18 protein-coding genes and 3 pseudogenes are annotated in these 20334 nt (G+C 73.1%); 12 read left to right on the plus strand and 9 right to left on the minus strand.

The window, feature by feature from the left end:
• Nucleotides 1-80: 80 nt before the first annotated feature.
• The gene (locus ACFXMG_RS32750; RefSeq protein ID WP_383830220.1) at nt 81-341 is read left to right on the plus strand and encodes a lipopolysaccharide assembly protein LapA domain-containing protein; all 261 of its coding nucleotides are present in this window, start codon (nt 81-83) and stop codon (nt 339-341) included.
• A gap of 145 nt (nt 342-486) precedes the next feature.
• Here ACFXMG_RS32750 and ACFXMG_RS32755 read toward each other — a convergent pair whose 3' ends face one another.
• The 3 genes from ACFXMG_RS32755 to ACFXMG_RS32765 are packed head-to-tail and all read right to left on the minus strand — an operon-like array spanning nt 487 to nt 2647.
• A complete protein-coding gene (locus ACFXMG_RS32755; RefSeq protein WP_383830217.1) occupies nt 487-864 on the minus strand; it encodes a helix-turn-helix transcriptional regulator in 378 nt (125 codons plus the stop codon).
• Between the two features lie 29 nt (nt 865-893).
• On the minus strand, nt 894-1349 hold the full coding sequence (locus ACFXMG_RS32760; RefSeq protein WP_383830214.1) for a hydrolase: 456 nt from the start codon (nt 1347-1349) through the stop codon (nt 894-896).
• Nucleotides 1350-1408: 59 nt separating this feature from the next.
• Nucleotides 1409-2647, minus strand: a complete 1239-nt coding sequence (locus ACFXMG_RS32765) for an MFS transporter (RefSeq protein WP_383830211.1) — start codon at nt 2645-2647, stop codon at nt 1409-1411.
• Between the two features lie 197 nt (nt 2648-2844).
• Here ACFXMG_RS32765 and ACFXMG_RS32770 point away from each other — a divergent pair, with 197 nt between their 5' ends.
• The 3 genes and pseudogenes from ACFXMG_RS32770 to ACFXMG_RS32780 all read left to right on the plus strand — a co-directional run bounded on the left by ACFXMG_RS32770 (nt 2845) and on the right by ACFXMG_RS32780 (nt 7215).
• Nucleotides 2845-6084 (plus strand): BTAD domain-containing putative transcriptional regulator, encoded by a 3240-nt coding sequence (locus tag ACFXMG_RS32770; RefSeq protein WP_383830208.1) that lies wholly within the window; start codon nt 2845-2847, stop codon nt 6082-6084.
• Nucleotides 6085-6257: 173 nt separating this feature from the next.
• A pseudogene (locus ACFXMG_RS32775) lies at nt 6258-6665 on the plus strand (triphosphoribosyl-dephospho-CoA synthase); the annotation flags it as partial.
• Nucleotides 6666-6966: 301 nt separating this feature from the next.
• Entirely contained in the window at nt 6967-7215 is a 249-nt protein-coding gene (locus ACFXMG_RS32780) for a triphosphoribosyl-dephospho-CoA synthase (protein WP_384119760.1), read from the plus strand.
• 79 nt (nt 7216-7294) lie between these two features.
• On the opposite strand, the gene ACFXMG_RS32785 is transcribed toward ACFXMG_RS32780, so the two are convergent.
• Together ACFXMG_RS32785 and ACFXMG_RS32790 are read right to left on the minus strand one after the other, a co-directional pair.
• On the minus strand, nt 7295-9031 hold the full coding sequence (locus tag ACFXMG_RS32785) for a PP2C family protein-serine/threonine phosphatase (protein ID WP_383830205.1): 1737 nt from the start codon (nt 9029-9031) through the stop codon (nt 7295-7297).
• A 185-nt stretch (nt 9032-9216) separates the two neighbouring features.
• Nucleotides 9217-9843: a flavodoxin family protein gene (locus ACFXMG_RS32790; RefSeq protein WP_383830202.1), complete on the minus strand. Its 627-nt coding sequence runs from the start codon at nt 9841-9843 to the stop codon at nt 9217-9219.
• Nucleotides 9844-10056: 213 nt separating this feature from the next.
• Here ACFXMG_RS32790 and ACFXMG_RS32795 point away from each other — a divergent pair, with 213 nt between their 5' ends.
• Complete coding sequence (locus ACFXMG_RS32795) at nt 10057-11223, plus strand: glutamate--cysteine ligase (protein ID WP_383830199.1); 1167 nt, start codon at nt 10057-10059, stop codon at nt 11221-11223.
• 60 nt (nt 11224-11283) lie between these two features.
• Here the strand turns inward: ACFXMG_RS32795 and ACFXMG_RS32800 are convergent, their stop codons facing one another.
• Complete coding sequence (locus ACFXMG_RS32800; protein ID WP_383830196.1) at nt 11284-12123, minus strand: class II glutamine amidotransferase; 840 nt, start codon at nt 12121-12123, stop codon at nt 11284-11286.
• A gap of 181 nt (nt 12124-12304) precedes the next feature.
• Between ACFXMG_RS32800 and ACFXMG_RS32805 the strand changes: the two genes are divergently transcribed.
• The 3 genes and pseudogenes from ACFXMG_RS32805 to ACFXMG_RS32815 form a co-directional block, all read left to right on the plus strand.
• Nucleotides 12305-12460, plus strand: coding sequence for a DUF6131 family protein (locus ACFXMG_RS32805; protein ID WP_383830193.1), 156 nt, complete (start codon nt 12305-12307; stop codon nt 12458-12460).
• Nucleotides 12461-12756: 296 nt separating this feature from the next.
• On the plus strand, nt 12757-14511 hold the full coding sequence (locus ACFXMG_RS32810) for a CocE/NonD family hydrolase (protein WP_383827224.1): 1755 nt from the start codon (nt 12757-12759) through the stop codon (nt 14509-14511).
• 180 nt (nt 14512-14691) lie between these two features.
• A pseudogene (locus ACFXMG_RS32815) lies at nt 14692-14835 on the plus strand (amidinotransferase); the annotation flags it as partial.
• Nucleotides 14836-14859: 24 nt separating this feature from the next.
• Here the strand turns inward: ACFXMG_RS32815 and ACFXMG_RS32820 are convergent.
• A complete protein-coding gene (locus ACFXMG_RS32820; protein WP_383827227.1) occupies nt 14860-15873 on the minus strand; it encodes a GlxA family transcriptional regulator in 1014 nt (337 codons plus the stop codon).
• Nucleotides 15874-15999: 126 nt separating this feature from the next.
• Between ACFXMG_RS32820 and ACFXMG_RS32825 the strand changes: the two genes are divergently transcribed.
• The 3 genes from ACFXMG_RS32825 to ACFXMG_RS32835 all read left to right on the plus strand — a co-directional run bounded on the left by ACFXMG_RS32825 (nt 16000) and on the right by ACFXMG_RS32835 (nt 17891).
• Nucleotides 16000-16893, plus strand: a complete 894-nt coding sequence (locus ACFXMG_RS32825) for an NAD(P)-dependent oxidoreductase (RefSeq protein WP_383827230.1) — start codon at nt 16000-16002, stop codon at nt 16891-16893.
• Nucleotides 16890-17570 (plus strand): maleylpyruvate isomerase N-terminal domain-containing protein, encoded by a 681-nt coding sequence (locus tag ACFXMG_RS32830; RefSeq protein WP_383827233.1) that lies wholly within the window; start codon nt 16890-16892, stop codon nt 17568-17570. The genes ACFXMG_RS32825 and ACFXMG_RS32830 overlap by 4 nt, the downstream gene beginning before the upstream one ends.
• A gap of 90 nt (nt 17571-17660) precedes the next feature.
• Nucleotides 17661-17891 carry a DUF6480 family protein gene (locus ACFXMG_RS32835; protein WP_383827235.1) on the plus strand — a complete coding sequence of 77 codons (231 nt, stop codon included), beginning with the start codon at nt 17661-17663 and terminating at the stop codon, nt 17889-17891.
• Nucleotides 17892-18209: 318 nt separating this feature from the next.
• On the opposite strand, the pseudogene ACFXMG_RS32840 reads toward ACFXMG_RS32835, so the two are convergent.
• A pseudogene (locus tag ACFXMG_RS32840) lies at nt 18210-18677 on the minus strand (SRPBCC family protein); the annotation flags it as partial.
• Between the two features lie 68 nt (nt 18678-18745).
• Nucleotides 18746-19303 (minus strand): hypothetical protein, encoded by a 558-nt coding sequence (locus tag ACFXMG_RS32845; protein ID WP_383827238.1) that lies wholly within the window; start codon nt 19301-19303, stop codon nt 18746-18748.
• A 225-nt stretch (nt 19304-19528) separates the two neighbouring features.
• Between ACFXMG_RS32845 and ACFXMG_RS32850 the strand changes: the two genes are divergently transcribed.
• Nucleotides 19529-20074 carry a type 1 glutamine amidotransferase domain-containing protein gene (locus ACFXMG_RS32850; protein WP_383827241.1) on the plus strand — a complete coding sequence of 182 codons (546 nt, stop codon included), beginning with the start codon at nt 19529-19531 and terminating at the stop codon, nt 20072-20074.
• The last annotated feature ends 260 nt before the right edge of the window (nt 20075-20334 follow it).

The following is a 20334-nucleotide window of genomic DNA, read 5'->3' on the forward strand; positions in this document are numbered from 1 at the left end:
ACGGCGTACAGCGGGACAGAGGTCCCGGGGGACTCGATACTGGGGAGGGAATCCCTCTTCCCCGAGAGAGGAACCGGCTCATGGCCCCGAACACCGCGAAACAGCCGCACAAGCCGGCGAGCGTGACGGTCAAAGGGCGGGACATGCGGCTGCGGACCATCGGGTTCATCGTGGTCGCCGCACTCGCCATCTGGTTCATCGCCGCCAACACCGGCTCCGTCACCATCCGGCTCTGGATCCCGACGGTCACGCTCCCCCTCTGGTGCGTCCTCACCGTGACGCTCCTCGTCGGCATCGTCCTCGGCCTCTTCATCGCCCGCCGCCGCGCCGCCCGAAGCTGACCGCGTACGGGATCCAATATCCGGGATCCCGGATATTGGATCCGGGATGTTGGATCCGGGATGTTGGATCCGGGATGTTGGATCCGGGATGTTGGATCCGGGATCCAGAACATTGGATCCAAAAACCTGGATCCGGTGACACGTCCTACGCGTCCACCTCGGCACCCACAGCCGACGAGCCGCCCGACGTACGACCAGCGGTGCGGTCCGGTTCGCGGTCGCTCTGGCGGGCGAGGAGTTCCAGAAGCCCGGCGATCTCGTGGCCGGCTTCGGCGGGGTGGCGGAAGGGGGCGCCGGGGTTGACGCGGTAGCGGTTGCGGCGGCCGTCGGTGGCGCGGTCGCGGGCGAGGTATCCGCCTCGTTCGAGGTCCGCGACGATCGCCTGGACGGTTCGTTCGGTCACGCCGCAGCGCGCGGCCACGTCACGGAGGCGCATCTCGGGATCGCGGGCGACGGCGAGCAGGACGCGGGCGTGGTTGGTGAGGAAGGTCCAGCCGGGTCGCCCGTTTCCGTTCTCTCCCATAGGAACCGCCTCCCCCGGAACACCCCGGATCATGCGCCACGCGCCTCACGCGCACACCGCTCACCTTGCCTCACTACCCGCTTGGCGCCGAGCCGGACGCGGTAGCGCTCGCGCGCCGCGAAGTCGGCCGGGCCCCACACCGCCGGGCGGCCGACCTCCGCGCACAGGTGGAGGATCGCGTCCTCCCCCGCGCACACGCCGACGTGGGCGCCGTACGCACGGTCGGTGGAATTGAACAGGACCAGGTCCAGGAGGCGCTCCTCCGGGGCGTGGGCCGTGGTCTCCGTGTCGCTCCAGAGTTCCGAGGAGCGCAGGTCGGGCGGGTTGAGGCCGAAGTGTCGGAGCACCGCGTAGGCGTAGGTCTGGCAGTTGGCGCCCGCGGCCAGTCCCGGGCGGGCGGCCACGGCAGCGGCGCCGGGGAAGCGCGCGCCGTCGTAGCGGACGCTCCAGAACTCGGCCGGGAGGAGGGGGATGATCGACGCCATGCCGCCATCATGCGCGGCGCAGTGGATCCTTTCCCAGCGCTTCGGAGGGGGATTCCCGCTCAGGCACCCGCCCGGTCCTGGCCGGGCGGGAATCCGTGGACGCGTGCTCGGAGCACGACGACCAGGACCGGTACGAGCAGGGCGAGCAGTGTCCACGGGAAGGCGCCGCTGCCCGCCGTGTCCAGGAGCAGGCCGCCGATCACGCCGCCCGCCGCCATCGCGACGTTCCAGAGGGTCACCAGCATGGCCTGCGCGCCGTCGGCCCGGTCGCCGGCCGCCTCGCCGGCGGCCGTCTGGAGCAGGGTCGGTACGCCGCCCCAGCCCAGCCCCCACAGGACCGCGGCCAGGTGGACGAGGACGGTGTGTTCGGCGAAGACGCCCAGCAGCGCGGCTGCCAGGGCCACCAGCAGCGTGCCCGCGACCATCAGGAGGCGTAGCTGCCGGTGGATCCGGGCGCCCACGATCCAGATGCTCACGAGCGAGGCCGCGCCGAACTCCAGCAGGACGAGGTCGGTGGCGTCACCCAGGCCCAGATCGCCGAGGAAGGCGGCCACGTACGCGTAGAGGAGGGTGTGGGCCAGGACGAAGACCAGCGTCACGAACAGCACGGCCGGCACGCCCGGGACCTTCGACGCCCGCAGCATCCCCGGGCGTTCGCCGGTGCGGCTGCCCGGCCGGTCTGGGACGGCGGCCGCGATCCACACCAGGAGCAGCACGGTCAGTCCGGTCATCGCCAGGAACGCGATCCGCCAGTCGGTGACGCTGCCGAGGTAGGTCCCGGCGGGCACGCCCAGCGAGAGCGCGACCGGGATGCCGGCCATGGCGACGGCCATCGCGCGGCCCTGGAGCCGTTCCGGGGCCAGCCGCCGCGCGTAGCCCGCCAGCAGCGCCCAGGCCAGACCGGCGGCGACGCCCGCCACGAAGCGCGCCGCCATCGTCAGGCCGTACGAGGAGGAGACGGCGGTGACGGTGTTGGCGGCGGCGAATCCGGCCATGGAGACCAGCAGCAGCCGCTTGCGCCCCCATCCGGCCGTCGCCGCCGTGAGCGGGATCGCCGTCAGGGCGGTGCCGAGGGCGTACACGGTCACCGTCTGGCCGGTGGCCGCCGCGCTGACGCCGAGGTCGCCGCTCATCGCGGGCAGCAGCCCCGCGGGCAGCGTCTCGGTGAGGCTGGTGACGAAGACGGCGGTGGCCAGCGCCAGCAGCGGGAGGAGGGGCAGGGTCTGCCGTTCCGCCGCCGGTCCGGTGCCCGATGGCTCTGGGGGTGCGGAGGCCGAAGTGTCCTGTGCGGTGCTCATGGGGTGCTCCAAGTCGGTCGATCGGCCCGTCGGTCGGTCTGGGCCGGGGTCGGGGGCCGGGAGCCCGACTGTGCGTCAGGGGCCTTCGGGAATCCTTCGGATCCGCTTCGGGTACGCGGGGCTGGGCGGCAGGCGTCAGCGGACCACCTCACCCATCCCCCAAGTGGCGCCGCCACCAGGCGGATAAGCTGACCGGCATGCGGTTTGGGGTGCTCGGGCCAGTCGTCGTCCGGAACGACGACGGCGAGGAGGTCACGGTCCCCGAGGCGAAGGTCCGCACCCTGCTCGCCCTGCTGCTCGCCCACGACGGCGAGACCGTCGCGGCGGACCGCCTCGTCGACGCCCTCTGGACCACTCGCCTCCCGGGCCGTCCGTCCGGCGCCCTCCAGGCGCGGGTCTCGCAGCTGCGCGGGGTCCTGGGCAAGGATCGAGTGGTACGCCGCCCACCTGGGTACCGCCTTGCCCTGCGCCCGGGGGACGAGGTCGACGCCTCCCGGTTCCGCGCCCTGGTGGCACGGGCCGCCGCCGAACCCGGCCCCCGCGACCGTGCCGCCCTGCTCACCGAGGCGCTGGAGCTGTGGCGCGGACCCGCCTACGCGGACTTCGCCGACGCCGGGTTCGCCGTCCCCGCCGCCGCCCGCCTGGACGAGGAGCGGCTGGCCGCCCAGGAGGAACGGGCCCGGGCCCGCCTCCTCGTCGGCGGCGACGCCTCACTCGCCGGGGAGCTGGCCGAACTCGCCGCCGCGCACCCGCTGCGCGAGCCCCTGCACGCCCTGCGCCTGCGCGCGCTGTGCGCCGCCGGCCGCCGGAGCGAAGCCCTCACCGCGTACGAGGAGCTGCGCGGCCGACTCGCCGAGGAACTGGGCGTCGACCCCGGCCCCGAACTGACCGCCCTCCACACCACCCTCCTCCACCACGCCCCCGCCTCACCGCCACCCCCTCCCTCTCCCTCCGGCGACCTCCCCACCGGCGACCTCCCCGCACCCCTCACCCCGCTCATCGGTCGCGACGCGCTGCTCTCCCACGTGCGGCAGACGCTCAGGACGGCCCGGCAGGTGACGCTCACCGGGCCCGGCGGGGTCGGCAAGACCCGGCTCGCCGTCGCCGCGGCTCGGGCGACGGCACCGGACGAAGCCTGGCTCGTGGAGTTCGGCGGCGTGCGCTCCGGCTCGGCGGCGGACCTGGCCGAGATCGTCGCCACCGTGCTCGGCGTGCGGGACGACGCCCGTACGGCGGGGCCCGGCGGGACCGCGTCCTCCCCCGTCGGGCGGCTGGTCACCGCGCTGCGCGACCGCCGGTGGCTGCTGGTCCTGGACAACTGCGAGCAGGTGGTGGACGCCGCCGCCGAGCTGGCCGCGCGGCTGCTCGCGGCCGCCCCCGGTCTGCGGGTGCTGGCGACCAGCCGGGAGCCGCTGGGGCTGAGCGGCGAGACGGTCGTGTTGGTCGAGCCGCTCGACGCGCCGGACGCGGTCCGGCTGTTCACGGAGCGGGCCGCCGCCTCCGCACCGGGCTTCCCCTCCGATCCGGGCGCGATCGGCCCGGAGGACCGTACCGCCGTGGAGGAGATCTGCCGCCGTCTGGACGGCATCCCGCTCGCCCTGGAGCTGGCCGCGACCCGGGTACGCGCGCTGGGGGTACGGGAGCTCGCCGCCCGGCTCCGCGACCGCTTCCAGGTGCTGAACGGCGGGCGGCGCGGGGCCCCCGCCCGCCAGCAGACCCTGCGCGCGGTGATCGACTGGAGCTGGGGGCTGCTCACCGAGCCCGAACGCGTCGTGCTGAGCCGCCTCGCCGTGTTCGGCGACGGCTGCGACCTGGCGGCGGTCACCGTCGTCGCGGCGGGCGACGGCGTCGCCGGGGAGGATGTCTGGGACCTGGTCGCGCGGCTCGTCGACCGGTCGCTGGTGACGGTGGCGAACGGCCCGTCCGGCCCCCGCTACCGGCTGCTGGAGTCCGTGGGCGCCTACGCCCTGGAGCGGCTGGGCGAGAGGGAGGATGCCGAAGCCGTACGTGTACGCCACCTGGCCCACTACCTCGACCTGGCCGAACGCGCCGAGCCCGAGCTGCGCGGCCCCGACCAGCGCGCCCACCTCGACCGCCTGGACACCGAGGCGGGCAACCTGCGCACCGCGCTCGACACGGCCCTGCGTGTCCCTACAGACAGCGTCCCCACCGGCAGCATCCCCGCCGACGGCTCCTCCGCCGCTCGGCTCACCCGGGCGCTCGCCTGGTGGTGGCTGCTCCGAGGGCGCCTCACCGAAGCCCGGCGCACACTGGGGGCAGTGCTCGAAGCACACCCGGAGTCGACGCAGCAGTACCCCGAACTACCTCTGCTCCACGACGCGTTCACCCTCCTCACCGAGGGCCGGGGCAGCCACATCACCCTCGCCCCACTCGCCGACGGCGACGCCTCCACCGCCCGCCAAGCCCGCGCCCAATGGCTGTGCGCCTACGGCCTGTTCAGCGCGGGCGCCCCGGAGGAGGCGGAGGCGGTCAACGAACAAGCGCTGGGGTCGTTCGAGGCGCTCGGGGACGCCTGGGGCACGGCCGCCGCCCTGAGTCTGCGGGCGCGGCTCGCGCTGGACCGGGGGGACCTCGCGGGGCTGGGGCGCGACGGGGAGCGCGGTGCCCGGCTCTTCCGTGAAGTCGGCGACCGGTGGGGCGAGTTGCAGACGGTGGCGCCGCTCGCGACGCTCGCCGAGATCAGGGGCGCGTACGAGGAGGCCGCCGGGCGGCAACGGGCGGGGCTGCGCGACGCACGCGCGCTCGGACTCACCGCCGAGGTGTCCGCCCGGCTCTCCGGTCTGGGCCGGCTGGCGCTGCTGGAACGCGACTGGGACCGCGCCCGTGACCTGCACCGGCAGGCCCTCGCGATGGCCGCCGAACGGGGGTACGCGTACGCGGAGATCCACGCGCGGATGGGGCTGGCGCTCGGCGCCCGGAGGTCCGGGGACCTGGCGGGCGCCGAGCACCACCTGGCCCGGCTCCGTGACCGCTTCGCCCAGGCGTCCTCCCCCGCGGGCGAGCACCTGCGCCACGCCGAACTCGGCTTCCTCGCCGAGCTGCGCGGCCTCCCCCACGAGGCGCTCGGCCACCACCTGCGCGGCCTGGCGGTGGCCCGCGCCCTCGGCGAGCCCCGCGCCCTCGCCCTCTCCCTGGAGGGCCTCGCGGGCGCCATCGCCCCGGACGATCCCGCCGGGGCCGCCGCGCTGCTCGGCGCGGCGGACGCCGAGCGGCGCGGTGTGGACGCCCCGCTGCCCGCCGCCGAACGCGCCGACGTCGACCGGATCACCGCCGCCCTCCGGACCTCCCTGGGCCCGGCGGCGTTCCGCTCCGCGCACGAACGCGGCGCCCTGGCCGGCGGCGCCGCCACCCTCACCCGCCTGCACGCCGCCCTCGCCGCGCCCGCACCCGGGGAGGGCCTGCCCCGGGTGCGGTGAGGTCAGCGCACGCGCCCCCGGGCCTTCAGCCGCGTCCCGGGGACCTCCGGCGCGGGGAGGCGGTCGCCGCCTCCATGGACCATGGGCATGGTGGTGGGGGACTTTGGGCCCAGGTTCGTGGCGGGTCGCTCGGGCAGCACGTCGGTGTCCCGTCGACAAGCAGGAGGCTCTTCATGCCGCACACCACACCGACTCTTCCCACCACACCGACGCGTCCTACCGCACCGACTCGTCCCACCACACCCGCCCCGGAGTTCCAGGACAGGGCGGGCACGCAAGCCGAGGAGCTCGGTGACCTCGCCGTCGCCGCGTTGACATCGGAGATCTTTCTGACGCCCAAACCCGGCTTGGTCGACTGCCACCAGGCCGACGCGCCCCGGAACACCGTCTTCCAGCCGCTCATCGACACCGCCGTGGGGCTGCGCGACCTCTTCCGCGACGCCGCACTCGTCGGGACCGACCCGGAACGGCTCGGGCCGCTGTGCCGACGGGGCGAGGACAGAGTGCCTCGGAGTCTGCGGGACCAGGGGTTGGCCGAGGCCGTACGGACTCTGTGCCTGCTGATCGCGGCGTGCTCGGCCGGGGCGGCCACGATCGGCGCCGTGTGCGAACGGGCCGTCGCTCTCGGCCGCGCCACAACGCCCGGGGCCGGTGCCGGTGCCGAAGACAGGGGCGGGGGCGGGGGCGGGGGCGGCGGGGCAGGGGAAGGCGCCCGGGAAGGGGAAGGCGCCCGGGAAGGGGAAGGCGCCCGGGCAGGGCAGGCCACGCCCACGGAGGCGCTGATGCTGCTGCCGGAGCTCGCCCTGCCCACACTCACCGCGGGACGTCAGCGGGGGCGGGCTCGACGAGACCACCGCGCGGCTCGACGCGCTGCTCACGCTGATCGCCCACGTCGACGACGGCGAGGTGCTGCGCGGCACCGGTCCGCTGGGGCTGCGCATGATCCAGCGGGACGCCCGGGCCATCCTGACCGCCGGCGGCTCCCACGAAGAGGAGGGGCGACGGCTCCTGGAGGACCTGGACGCCACGATGCGCCGCTACGGCATCCGCCCCGCGGCCAGCGGCAGCCTGCTCGCGGCCCTGACGTTCCTCGACGGCCTGCGGGGCGGGAGCCGTACCGCGCCGCGATGACGCACCCCGGGCACGGTGACCACCGCCGGGGGCACCTCGCGACCGCCGCCGGGGCACCCCGTGCCCCCCTCGCCGGGCGTCAGTCCTCACCCACGTACCGCATGACCAGCAGGCTCGCGTCGTCCTCCGGCAGCGGCGGCAGGAGGCTGTCGGTGACCGTGTCCACCAGCTGCTGGACCGGGAGGTGGGCCGCGGCCTCCGCGGCTCTGAGGAGTTCGTCGACACCGGCGTCCAGGTCCCGGTCGCGGCGCTCGATGAGGCCGTCGGTGTAGAGCAGGATCGTGTCGCCCTGTCGGAGCGGGAGTTCGGCGGCCTCGTAGGTCGTGCGGGGCAGGACGCCGAGGAGGAGGCCCGGCGGGGCGGGGAGGCGGCGGGCACGCCCGTCGCGGACGAGGACCGGGACCGGGTGGCCGGCGCTGACCCAGCGCAGCAGGCGCAGGCCGGCGTGGTAGCGGCAGATGACGGCGCTCGCGGTGTCCTCCGGCTGGGTCTCGGAGGCCATGTGGTTGAGCCAGCCGGCCAGGACGTCCACGCGCTGTTCGGTGAACGCGAGGCCCGCCAGGCCGCTGCGGAGGGAGGCCATGCGGGCGACGGCGTCGAGGCCGTGCCCCGAGGCGTCGCCGAGCGCGAACAGGATGCGGCGGTCGGGCAGTGGTACCACGTTGTACCAGTCACCGCCGATGTCCGCCGTGTTCTCGGCCGGCCGGTAGGCCAGGGCCGACAGCATGCCGTCGGACGACGCGGCGGACTGGCAGGTGCCGGCCGGGTGACCGGGAAGGAGCGCCTCGCGCAGGCGTGCGGTGACCCGGGCCTCGGCACGGGCCTCGGCGCGGCGCCGCTCCGCCTCGCGGAGCGCGGCGTCGAGCCGTGAGCGGACCTGATGGACCTGGGTGACGTCACGGACGTAGCTCCGTACGCCCCAGATGGTCCCTTCCCGCTCGCCCTCCCGGATGCCGGACAGGACGAACCGCAGTACGCGTTCCCCCGCGGGGAGCCGTACGCGCACATCGACGTCGCTGGCCGTCCCCTCGCCGAGCAGCGACCCCAGGGCCGAGCGCAGCAGCGGGACGTCCTCCGGGACCACAAGCGACGCGAGGTCGCCGAGGGGCAGGGGCGAGTCCGTGGGGCGGTCGAACATCCGGTACAGGCCGTCCGACCAGTCCGTGGAACCCGCCGCCAGGTCCCATTCTGCCCATCCGCCGAGCCCGCTGTCCTCAAGGCGGCGCAGGACGCGCTCCTGGCGGGAGACGTCGGGGTCGAAGACGACCACGACATGGCCCCGGTGGGGTGTGACCGTGGTCCACGCGGTGACGCGGCGCAGCCGGCCGTGGACGAGCAGCAGGGCCGTCGCGTTCTGCGGGGGCAGCGGCCTGCCCGTCTCCACCGCCCGCCGCATGAGGTCGATGACGCCCGACGCCCGCGTCTGCGGCTGGACGACGCTCAGGAGGTGTCCGTCGGGGAGGTTGGGCAACTGTGGCGAGTAGCGCCGGGCCGCGTCGTTCGCGGCCACGTCGACGAAGTCGACCACGCGGCCCGCCTCGTCCCGCACCGGCGCGAAGACGAGCGTCGGCACCGAGTGGGCCTCCACCAGCGGCACCGCCCAGTCGGGGACGACACGGGGCTGGTACGGCTCCGAGCGCGCCGCCGATTCGAGGGCCTCCTCGCCCACCTGGTCCACCATGGCGGATCCGGCCGCCGCGGCGGCGGCGCGGAGCAGCGCGCGGACCTCCTCCACCGGGTCGCGGGGCTCCGCTCCGGCGTGGTCCCCGCTGCCGGCACGGGAGGTGCGCTCCTCGGGGCTGCCGGGGTGGTTCATGACGGACCTTCCCTGTTAGAGGTGCGCGAACCTGTTCGATATACGTGATCTTGTTCGAGGTGCGTGGGGCGACGCGGTCGGAGCGCCTTCCATTACACCCGTGCACCCGCGTCCTCGCAGGTCGGGCATGTGGTGTCCCGGCAGGTACGTCCGCCGCGTCACCCGTGCGTCGGCCTCGCCCGCGCTCAGGACGAGGCGGGGTACGGTGCCGGCTTGAGGCGGCGGGCGAGGTGGGCGGTGTTGGCCGCGAGGGTCGCGGTCGTGGCCGCGGTGGCCTTCGGGGGCGTGTCGAGGTCCTGGTAGTCCGTCCTCTGCATCGCCTCACCGACCCAGTAGGTGACGGCGTTCGGGGCGAGGGAGAAGCCGACGTCGTTGAGCCCCTGGAAGAGGTCGGCGCTCACCTTGTGGGCTCCGTCCTCGTTGCCGACGACGCAGACGGCGGCGACCTTGCCGTAGGTCAGCATCCGCCCTTCCTCGTCGGTCTCGGAGAGTTCCGCGTCCAGCCGTTCCAGCACGCGTTGGGCGATGCTCGACGGATGGCCGAGCCAGATCGGGGTCGCCAGGACCAGGATGTCGCAGCCGAGGATGGTCCCCCTGATCTCGGGCCAGGCGTCCCCGTCGCCCATGTCGGTCTGCACGCCGGGGCGCACGTCGTGGTCGGCGACCCGGATGAGCGTGCCGGTCACGCCGTGCTCACCCAGGGCGGCCAGGGTCTGCTCGGCCAGGAGCTGGGAACTGGACGGGGTCGGGGAGGGGGACAGCGTACAGACCAGCGCTACGGCGCGCAGGGGTGTGGTTTCGGTGGCGTTCATGGCCCACCACGTACCCCCTCGCCGCATCCGTCTCTCACTTTCGGTCTCACTTTCGCCCTGGTGTGGCTCGGATGGCCATGGGGTAGTCGTGAGGTGACGGGTGAGCCGTGTGCTGTGTGCCGTGCCGTGAGCCGTGGGCAAGAGGCCGTGGGCCGTGGGCCGGTTTCGGCTCTCCCGCTGCCCTGCCCGTCCCGTCGGACGAAGGGACCGTCCATGTCCCCCGAGGTGATCATCCCGAGCGGTGCCGTCGATGGCGGACGCGCAGACCCCCGATCGTGCCGGCGGAAGCTGACGGTGGGGGTGGAGGAGGAGTTCCTGCTCGTGGATCCGCGCACGGGAAGGCCCGTGCCCCGCGGTCCGCTCGTCGTGGCGGCCGCGCACGCGGTCTTGGGCGGACGGGCGCAGCCGGAGTTCTTCGACGCCCAGGTCGAGGCGTGTACGCGACCCGCGGTCGAGCTCCCGGACGTGAAGGCGGAGCTGGCCTCGACGCGGCGTGTCATGGCGGAGGCCGCCGCCGCGGAGGGGTGCCTGCTGGTCGCCACCGGCACTCCGGCGATCCCTCCGGAGCGCCCGCCGGCCGTGACCCCGGGTGAGCGGTACGGGCGGATGGCGGCCCGGTGGCCCTCGCTGGTGGGTTCGTACGAGGGGATGGTGTGCGGCTGCCACATCCACGTCGGGGTGACCTGCCGTGACCAGGCCCTCGCGCTGGCGCACCACATGCGCCCCTGGCTGCCGACCTTGCAGGCGCTCGCCGCCAACTCGCCCTTCGCCCTGGGCCGCGACACCGGCTGGGCCAGCCGCCGGGCCGTGGAGCACGCGCGCTGGCCCGGCGTCGGGCCCGCCCCCGTCCTCGACGGCACCGGATACGAGCGGCTCGCCACGCACCTGGTGCGGTCCGGCGCCCTCCTGGACCGCCGGATGATCTACTGGTACGCGCGCCCCTCCGAGCACGTACCGACGCTGGAGATCCGCGTCTGTGACGTGAACGCCGATCTCGACGTGGTGGTGCTCCTCACCGCTCTGGTACGGGGCCTGGCCGGCGCGCTGTTGCCCGAGATCGCCGAAGGGCGGCCGCCTCGTCCCGTCTCCGATCCGCGCCTGCGCGCCGCGCACCGGATGGCCGCACGGCAGGGACTGGCGGGCGACGGGCTCGACTGCGTACGCGGGGAGTCTGTACCGGCCTGGACCCTGGTGGAGCTGCTCCTGGCGCGGGCGGCGCCCGGCTTGGCGGCGGCCGGGGACCTCGTCCTCACGGAAGAGCTGCTCGACCGGGTACGGACCTCCGGCGGCGGCGCCGCCCGGCAGCGCGCCGCGTACGAACGGCGGGGACACGTGAGCGACGTGGTGAGCGACCTGGCCCGCAGGACCCTCGCCCCGTGAGAGGCGGCCCGTCAGGGCCCTCGCCCCGTGAAAGGCGGCCACCCCGTGAAGGGCGGCCCGTCACCCGAAGGCCGGGGAGAACGGAAGGTAGTCCGTTTCCGGGCCGGAGGGGATCGTCGCGTAGCTGGCCTCGGGCAGTTCGTTCCACACGCCGGGCAGGTTGCCGAGGGGCTCGGAGACCACGATGCGGGTCTCGTCGGAGATCTCCCTGAGGTAGTCCAGCTCGGGGTGGAGGCGCCGGACGGTCTCGGCCCTGCTGCTGTAGAAGAGCGAGCGGGATCGTCCCTCGCTGGAGTAGCGGAAGGCCCACACGCGCTCTCCGTCGCTCACGGCCACCGTCATCTGGAGGGGGTGCGGTACGCCGTGCTCCTTGCCGAGCCGCTCGACCAGGCCCGCCGTACGGGCCACCGCGCCGGGGACGTCCTGGTCGAGGCCGAAGGTCACGGCCAGGTAGAACATGACCTCGGAGTCCGTCGAGCCTTCGATGGAGGGGAAGAGCGCCGGGTCGACGGCCATGCAGAGGTCCCGCTGGAGCCGGGGGAAGTCCGCGATGGCCCCGTTGTGCATCCACAGCCAGCGCCCGTGGCGGAACGGGTGGCAGTTCGTCTGCTGGATCGCGGAGCCGGTGGAGGCGCGGACGTGCGCGAAGAACAGACTGGAGCGGACGTGCGCGGCGAGCTCGCGCAGGTTGCGGTCGTTCCAGGCGGGCCCGATGTCGCGGAAGACCGCGGGCGTCCCGTCGCCGTCCTGGCTGTACCAGCCGACGCCGAAACCGTCGCCGTTGGTCGACTCGACGCCCATCCTCGCGTGCAGACTCTGGTTGATCAGTGAGTGCTCAGGGCGGTAGAGCACGGTGTCGAGCAGCAACGGCGAACCCGAGTACGCCAGCCAGCGGCACATACGCACCATCCCCTTCGAGGCCGCCTCCTCCGAGCGTACGCCGGTGCCCTTGCGTCCTCTTCGCGCGTCCTCTTCGCGGGTCCTCTTCGCGCTGGTGCCGGCCGAACTCCGTTCCCGGAGGCCGCGAGTCGAAGGGGCGCCTACCCTGAAATGGAAACGTTCAGTAGAACCGGAGGACACCATGATCGTCCTCGGCATCATCTTGCTCGTCATCGGATTCGTCGCCAGCATCAACATTCTCTGGACCATCGGCATCATCCTCGTGGTCATCGGCGCCATCCTCTGGATACTGGGCGCGGTCGGCCACAAGGTCGGTGGGCGCCGGCACTACTGGTGACCCCGGCCGCCAGGCCGAGGATCCGGGCGGCCGTGGCCGGACGGCCACGGCCGTAGGGGAATACGCGTCTGTCCACGTACGCCTGCCGCCGGGTGCCGCCGGGTGCCGCAGCGACAGCGACTGACGGACGTGGCCAACGCCCCTGCCCTGCCACTGACTTGAGTGACGGAGTCAAGTGTTTGGGGGCGGGGTCCCCCTTTCCGGTGAACCCGTCACACGACATCACGTATGCGAAGGGGGCCGAAGTGATCATGAGAGGGCGCATCCTCTCTGTCACTGTGAAAGGCACCCTCTGAATGAGTACTCCCCAGGACGGCGACGTCACCCCGGTCACCGCCCAGCAGCTGGCGCAGGTCGAGAACTCCGGCCTCTGGGCCTCGGGCACGTCGGTGTCGCCCGCCGCCTCCGGTGTGGGCGAGGCGCTGGTCGCCGCGCTGTCGGGCTCCACCGAGCGGCAGGTGCTGACGGCGGAGTTGCAGGAGCTGGTCACCCGCGTGCAGGGGGCCGCCCGGATCGGCTTCCCGAAGATCACCGCGGACGACGGGGTCAGGCTCTCCGCGCACACCATCAAGCTCAACGGCGACGAGCGGCGGCCGGTGGTCATCGTGCCGGCCGGGTGGACGCCGTTCGGCTGGGTGCTGTTCGAGTACCTGTACCTCCGTCTCGCGCTGCGCGGCTACCACGTCCTCGCCTACACCCCGCGCGGCATCGGCCAGACCTTGCCGATTCCCGGTGGCGGGTTCATCGACGCCCCGTTCACCTCCGGCGGGACCGTGGACGTGGCCGGCCCCCTCGACTGGGCCGACGGCGTCACGGTGATCGACTACGCCCAGCAGCACTTCGACCCCAGCAAGATCGCGTTCCTCGGCGAGTCCTACGGGTCGGGCATCAGTCAGCTGGTCGCCGCCCACGACCCGGCGGGGCGGGTCGAGGCCGTGGTGGCGCTCAGCACGTGGGGCGACCTGGAGGCGGCGCTGCTCGGAAACGGCACCCGGCACCTGGCCGCCGTCGACGCGCTGTCGGCGTTCACCGGCGGGCCCGAGGCCCGAAAGTTCGACGAGGCCACCCGGCAACTGCTGAAGGAGTTCCGCGCCGGCGTGAACCTGGAGGACGTACGCGCCTGGGCGCAGGAGCGTTCGCCGCGCTCGTACATCGACCAGACCAACGCCCGCAACATCCCGACGTTCTACTCCAACACCTGGCACGAGACGCTGTTCCCGGTCAACGGCGCCCTGGCGACGTTCGAGGCGCTGACCGTCCCGAAGCACCTGAACCTGTGGATCGGCGACCACGCCGCTCCCGAGGGCGCGGGGCTGACGGTCCCCGGCCCGAACGTCCCCGTCGACGAGGCCCTCGCCTGGCTCGACCACCACCTCCTCGGTGCCGCCAACGAGGTGCCCGGCTGGTCGCGGGTCACCAGCCAGGTGATGTTCGAGCACACCGTCCGCGAGCCCCTCGCGAGCTGGGGAGAGGCGACCAAGCGCACCGAGAGGCTGTACCTGGGCGGCGCGAGCGGCGGTCAGGACGGGACGCTCGACAGCGCCCCGGCGGCCGGGTGGACGACGTCCTTCACCACCGGCGAGCTCACCGAGGCCAAGGCCGTGGACGAACTGCTGACGACCGGGCAGCAGGAATGGAAGGGCAACCCGAAGACCTACGCCACGGGCAAGTTCGACCGCACCTACCTCGCCACCTGGACCTCCCCCGCCGGAGCCCGCCGCGTGCGCGGCGTCCCCCGCCTCCACCTGACCCTCACGCCCGCCGGGGACAGCGCCACGCTGGTGGCGTACCTGTTCGACCTCGCCCCCGACGGCACCGCCCGCATCATCACCCACGAGCCCTACACCCTGACTGGCACCGAGGCCGGCAAGGCCGTCGACGTCTCCTGGGACCTCCAGGCCGCCGCCTACGACCTCGCGGCCGACCACAAGATCATGCTCGTGATCAACGCCAAGGACCCGCTCTACTCCGACGCGAACCCGTCCTTCGCCACCGTCCGCCTGGGCTCGACCGCCGGCACCGAGGCACACCTCGACCTGCCTCTCGGCTGACCCGCACGTACGAGGACGGGGAGGCGGGAAGTCGTGTCGTGAACGCGTTTTCGGCCTACTGAAGCAGCCAGATCATGCCCCCCGCATTCCGGACCCGGCCGGTGCCCGCGCCGGCACGGGCGTCTTCGACGGCGCAGGTGTCGTCGGTGGCGCAGGTGACGTCAGCCGCGGGGGTGAGCCCCGCGGAGGCTGATCGAGCCCGCGCAGGAGGAGCTGGACGGGTTCGTCGCTCTCCTGCTGTCCCTCGGCGTCACCGTCAGGCGCCCGGATCCGGTCGACCACAAGCGACGTTTCCGTACGCCCGACTGGTCGTCGCGCGGCTTCGCCAGAGCTGACTGAACCCGAGCCTCATATGGGCATCGTGCGGGGGAAGGCGCGTCGGTAGGTGCTCGGGGATACTCCGACCTGTTTGAGGAAGTGGTGGCGGAGGTTGTTCGCCGTGCCGAGGCCGCTCAGTTCCCCGATCTTCTCGATGGGCAGATCGGTCGATTCCAGCAGGCTCTGCGCGCGTGCCAGTCGCTGGTTGAGGAGCCACTGGAGCGGGGTCGTGCCGGTGGCCGCCTGGAGTCGCCGGTGGAGGGTCCGCGTGCTCATCGCCGCGCGCCGCGCCAGGTCCTCGACGGTCAGGGGGCGGTCCAGGTGTGTACGGGCCCAGTCCAGTACGGGTCCCAGGCTCCCCTCGTCGGTGGCGGGCACGGACAGGTCGATGAACTGCGCCTGTCCGCCGGGCCGATGGGCGGGCACCACCATCCGACGGGCCAGCTGATTGGCGATGTGGGCGCCCAGGTCGCGGCGTACCAGATGGAGGCAGAGGTCGAGTCCGGCCGTCAGCCCGGCGCTGGTGAGCACGTCGCCGTCGTCCACGTACAGCACCGAGTCGTCGACTTCCACCTTCGGGTAGCGCTCGGCCAGTTGGGCGGTGTGCATCCAATGGGCGGTGGCGCGCCGCCCGTCGAGCAGCCCCGCCTCGGCGAGCGCGAAGGCGCCGGTGCAGAGGGAGACCATGCGGGCGCCCGCGTCGTAGGCGTCGCGCAGGGCCCTGATCAGTTCCCGCGGGAGCGGTTCTCCCTCGTCGACGCAGGCGTCGGGCACCGAGGGCACGATGACGGTGTCCGCGCCGACGAGGTCGTCGAGCCCGTAGCGGGTCCTCAGTGACATCCCGGTCCCGGTCCCTGCCGGAGAGTTGTCACGCCGGCTCTCCCCCGTACTCCCCGTGCTGCACAGCCGCAGGTCGTACCAGGGGTCGGCCAGGTCGGGCTGCGGCTTCCCGAAGACGGTGCAGGGGATGCTCAACTCGTACAGATCCCATGAGGGGAATCCGATGTCCTCGGTCACGACCAAGGCGACGGAACCAGGATTCATGCCTCGAAGGGTACGGCAGGAATTTGGTGGTCGCCGTCAGCAGCGTCACTGTCCCCTGCCACCGCGCGCTGCGATCTTGGTCGTACGTGACCGACCGCCGCAGGCGGACGAACAGGGAGTCGTGGCATGCGTTCTGATCATCCGGCAGTGACGGCAGTGACCGTCATCGGGCTGGGCTCGATGGGCTCGGCGCTGGCCGCCGTACTTCTGGAGCGGGGCCACGAGACCACCGTATGGAACCGCTCGGCGCACAAGGCCCAGCCGGTGGTCGACCGGGGTGCCCGGCCCGCCGCGACGCCCGAGGAGGCGGTCGCGGCGAGTCCTCTGATCCTCGCCTGCGTCCTGGACCACGAGGCGCTGCACACCGTCCTCGACCCCGTCGCCGGCTCCCTCGCGGGCAAGGTCCTCGTCAACCTGAGCTCCGGTTCCCCCGAGCAGGCCGCCGAGGCCGCCGCGTGGGCCCGGTCGCATGGCGCCGACTACCTCGACGGCGCGATCATGACCACCCCGCCGGGGGTCGGCAGCCCCGAGATGATGTTCCTCTACAGCGGTTCCGACGCCGCCTTCGCAGCCCACCGTCCGACCTTGGAGTCCCTGGGCGACCCCCTGTACCTGGGCACCGACCCGGGCCTGGCCTCCCTCTACGACGCGGCCCTGCTCGGCCTGATGTGGTCTACCCTGACCGGCTGGCTGCACGGCACGGCGCTGGTCGGCGCGGAGAAGACACCGGCCACGGCCTTCACCCCTGTCGCGATCCGCTGGCTGACCGCCGTGGCCGGCTTCATGACCACGTACGCGCCCCAGGTGGACGCCGGCCGCTACCCGGGCGACGACGCCACCCTGGACGTGCAGATCGCGACCATCGACCACCTCCTCCACGCCGCGGCGGCCCGCGGCCTCGACAACGCCCTGCCCGAACTCCTGAAGTCCGCCATGGAACGGGCCAAGGCGGCGGGCCACGGCTCCGACAGCTACGCGAGCGTGATCGAGGTCCTGAGGACGCTGGGGGACGCCAAGTGACCGCGACACCGACCGCCACCGCTCATCCCGCGCCGGACCCGACGACTCCCACTCCCACTCCCACCGCCACCGCGCCCTGGACGGACCTTCTGGCCGCCGCCACCGACGACTGCCTGGCCGCTCTCCTCCAGGGAGCCGACCAGGACTGGTCGCGCCCCGCCCACGGCCTCGACTGGAGCTGCCGCCAGACCCTCGACCACCTCGCTCTCGGCCTGACCGGCTACACCGGCCTGCTCATCGCCCGCCCCACCGACCGCTACATCACCCTCTTCGCCTCGCTCGACCCCCAGGCCCCCGTCCCCGCCTGCCTGGACGGCCTGCGGATCGCCGCGTCCCTCCTCACGTCGACCGTCCGCGACACGCCTCCCGAAGTACGCGCCTGGCACCCCTGGGGCCACTCCGACGCCGCCGGTTTCGCCGCCATGGGAATCGCCGAACTGACCCTCCACACGTACGACATCACCCGCGCGCTCGGTCTGCCCTGGACCCCGCCCGGCGACCTCAGCGCCGCCGTCCTCGGCCGCCTCTTCCCCGACGCCCCGCCCGGACACGACCCGTCCGACACCCTGCTGTGGTGCACGGGCCGCGTCCCGCTCCCCGGCCTGCCCCGGCGCGCGGACTGGCAGTGGGACGGAACCGTGCGCCGACACCGTTTCGGACACCTCGATGGCGGTTAGTCGCGGGGCATGGTGCGCTACGGGTTCGCTGTCGCCACGTCCGACCGCGGGCGCGTTCGCCCTTCCGCGACTCACCGGGAGGTGAGCGTCATGACCGTACCCAGCAACCCGGACCCGGAGCCGGACCCGCGTGACCTCTCCGAGGACGGAACCCGACCAGGCGGGACACCGCCGGGGGAGTCGGGTACGAGCACGGGCACCGGCCCGCACCGGCCGCTGCGGCGGGGCTGGGCGAAAGGCCCCCTGCTGATCATCTGGTCGGTGGCCATCCTGTTCGCGCTGTTCTTCCTCGTCTACGCGATCGAACTCGCCATCGACTGAGCGTGACGGTGCTCGTGGCGTCCGTCTGTTCGTCTGTCCGCCCGTCCGTCTGTCCGTCTGTCCGTCTGTCCGTCTGTCCGTCTGTCCGTCTGGGGCGACGCGGTCGGGACCTGGCGTCGTGGCTGTTCCGCAGACATCGCGCGGGTCGCGGCCACCCCCCGAGGGCGGTCGCGACCCGCGAGCGTGTCAGCGCATGCCGGGGTCATTGGGGCCGGGCGGCATGGGCCATGCCTCGTGTGTTCCCGGGGGCGTGCCCGTCGGGCCGGGGCCCATCGGTCCGGGAGCCTCCCGGGCCGGCGGCTCGCTCGGCGTCGGCCCGCCGGCGGCGTCCGAGGGCTGGATGCGGCCGCGCCAGCCACCGGTCTCGTGACCGTGCTCCTCGATGAAGCCCTTGAAGCGCCTGAGGTCGCCCTTGACCCGCCGGTCCAGGATGCCGAGGGCGTCGGCGGCCTTCTCGGCCATGCCCTCCGGCTCCATGTCCATGGCCAGACTCACACGGGTGTGGCTTTCGTCGAGCCGCTGGAAGGTGACGACGCCCTTCTGCTGGACGTCGCCGCCGACGGTACGCCACGAGATGCGCTCGTCGGCCAGCTGGTCGACGATCTCCGTGTCGAACTCGCGCCGGACACCCGCGACCTTGGTCTGCCAGTGACAGTGCCGGTCGTCGACCTGGGTGACATCCTCCACGCCTTCCATGAAGCGCGGGAACTCCTCGAACTGCGTCCACTGGTTGTAGGCGTTCCGCAGGGGAACGTCCACGTCGATCGTCTGCTTCACCATGCTCATGGTCATGCCTCCTGCTCTGTCTCGCGGACGATTCGCGGTCGCCCCGCGCGTACCCCGCGACGCCGGACTCAATCGCGTCGTCCGACCCGCCCGACCCGCCCGGCGCGCCCGCGCCGCTTGTCCTCCGGCTCCCGTCCGGGGGCGTCGACCGCTCCCCCGGGCAGCCGGTGGACGATCGTGAAGCGGAGATTCGCCTGCGCGTGTTCGCGCCCCGCCGCGTCGATGAAGCGGCCCGCCACTTCGTACATGCCACAGTGCGCGCGGCCCTGCGGCAGTCGTTCCGGCGGCAGCCGGATCTCGTACGGACCTCCGGAACGGAAGCCCCCGAGCACGTCCCGTCGGACCGCGGGTTCCTCGCCTCCCCTGGTCCTGATGGTCTCGAAGACCAGGCCGTCGATGTCCGCCGTCAGCCGGAACGCGAGCGCGATGCTGACCGCCGCGCCCTCCGGCAGCTCGTGCGGCACGTCGGCATCCGGACCGGCGAGGGGCACCGTGAACGTCCCCAGCTCGTCGGAGACGAGAGCCAGGTCCACCAGTTCGAGGGACGACCGCGCGGCAGGCTCGCCGCCTTCGCCGGGGGAGCTGTGCGCCGTGGGGGAAGGGTGAGGGTGGGTGGGGCGTGGCATGGGGGGTCATCTCCAGGGCCTGGGGGCGAGGGCCACTGCCGCGCGTCACCTCTACCTCGCTCGGATCGCGACGGAGGCTCTCCCGGGCGCATGCCCGCTTCTCGATCCCCCAACCGCCGAAGGAGCGGTCCTGTGCGCGGCTCTCTCCGGGCACCTTGCGCGCATGATCCGCCGGGGAAGGGGCAACCGCCGTAAGGGTGACGCCGAGCAGGGAGGCGACGCAGCGTGTCGCTCGACGGAAGGAACGTACTCGTCCTCACGACGAACTACGGCACGGAGCAGGACGAGCTGCTGAAGCCGGTCACCGCCCTGCGCGCCGCCGGCGCCCGCGTCACGGTCGCCGCCCAGAAGGACGCGGCGGTGCAGACCCTTGTCTCGGACCGCAGACCAGGCGCTCTGGTCTCGCCGGACACGACCCTGGCGGCGGCGACGGCGGACGGATTCGACGCGGTGATCGTGCCCGGCGGCACGGTGAACGCCGACCGGCTGCGGACCGACGCGGACGTACACCGCCTGCTCTCGGCCTTTGCCGAGGCCGGCCGGCCGATCGCCGCCATCTGTCACGGACCCTGGATCCTCGTGGACAGCGGGCTGGCCGGAGGACGCGAGCTGACGTCGTACCCGTCTCTCCGCTCCGACCTGGAGAACGCGGGCGCCACCTGGCTGGACCGCGAGGTCGTCGTGGACACCTCCGGCGGGCACCCCCTCATCACCTCCCGCAGGCCCAGGGACCTCGACGCCTTCACGGCGGCGATCATCGACGCCCTGTAGCCCCTGTGCCGCATCGGCTCGGCCCCAGGTCAGCGCACCCGTCCACGGGCTTCCGGGCAACAGCGTGGTCGGTCTTGGACTGGGACCACAACGACATCCCCGCGCGTGCGGGGACAACGGTGGGCTGAGCTAAGGGTCCCCCCAAGAGCCTGGGGAGGCCCGTCGGGAGCCCAAGAATCACCGCGCGCTACAGAGGAGTTCACTGTTTACCAGTTTCCTTACGTGTTCAATTAAGGTCTTGCTCAAGTGTGGGTCGAAGC

The organism is Streptomyces sp. NPDC059201 (genome assembly GCF_042754585.1).
Lineage (GTDB): Bacteria > Actinomycetota > Actinomycetes > Streptomycetales > Streptomycetaceae > Streptomyces.

Coding starts and splice junctions, on each gene's coding strand:
- ACFXMG_RS32810 (WP_383827224.1), top strand. CDS start 12,757: ATGAGTACTCCCCAGGACGGCGACGTCACCCCGGTCACCGCCCAGCAG.
- ACFXMG_RS32805 (WP_383830193.1), top strand. CDS start 12,305: ATGATCGTCCTCGGCATCATCTTGCTCGTCATCGGATTCGTCGCCAGC.
- ACFXMG_RS32820 (WP_383827227.1), bottom strand. CDS start 15,873: ATGAATCCTGGTTCCGTCGCCTTGGTCGTGACCGAGGACATCGGATTC.
- ACFXMG_RS32800 (WP_383830196.1), bottom strand. CDS start 12,123: ATGTGCCGCTGGCTGGCGTACTCGGGTTCGCCGTTGCTGCTCGACACC.
- ACFXMG_RS32785 (WP_383830205.1), bottom strand. CDS start 9,031: ATGAACCACCCCGGCAGCCCCGAGGAGCGCACCTCCCGTGCCGGCAGC.
- ACFXMG_RS32825 (WP_383827230.1), top strand. CDS start 16,000: ATGCGTTCTGATCATCCGGCAGTGACGGCAGTGACCGTCATCGGGCTG.
- ACFXMG_RS32835 (WP_383827235.1), top strand. CDS start 17,661: ATGACCGTACCCAGCAACCCGGACCCGGAGCCGGACCCGCGTGACCTC.
- ACFXMG_RS32845 (WP_383827238.1), bottom strand. CDS start 19,303: ATGCCACGCCCCACCCACCCTCACCCTTCCCCCACGGCGCACAGCTCC.
- ACFXMG_RS32760 (WP_383830214.1), bottom strand. CDS start 1,349: ATGGCGTCGATCATCCCCCTCCTCCCGGCCGAGTTCTGGAGCGTCCGC.
- ACFXMG_RS32770 (WP_383830208.1), top strand. CDS start 2,845: ATGCGGTTTGGGGTGCTCGGGCCAGTCGTCGTCCGGAACGACGACGGC.
- ACFXMG_RS32765 (WP_383830211.1), bottom strand. CDS start 2,647: ATGAGCACCGCACAGGACACTTCGGCCTCCGCACCCCCAGAGCCATCG.
- ACFXMG_RS32790 (WP_383830202.1), bottom strand. CDS start 9,843: ATGAACGCCACCGAAACCACACCCCTGCGCGCCGTAGCGCTGGTCTGT.
- ACFXMG_RS32755 (WP_383830217.1), bottom strand. CDS start 864: ATGGGAGAGAACGGAAACGGGCGACCCGGCTGGACCTTCCTCACCAAC.
- ACFXMG_RS32750 (WP_383830220.1), top strand. CDS start 81: ATGGCCCCGAACACCGCGAAACAGCCGCACAAGCCGGCGAGCGTGACG.
- ACFXMG_RS32795 (WP_383830199.1), top strand. CDS start 10,057: ATGTCCCCCGAGGTGATCATCCCGAGCGGTGCCGTCGATGGCGGACGC.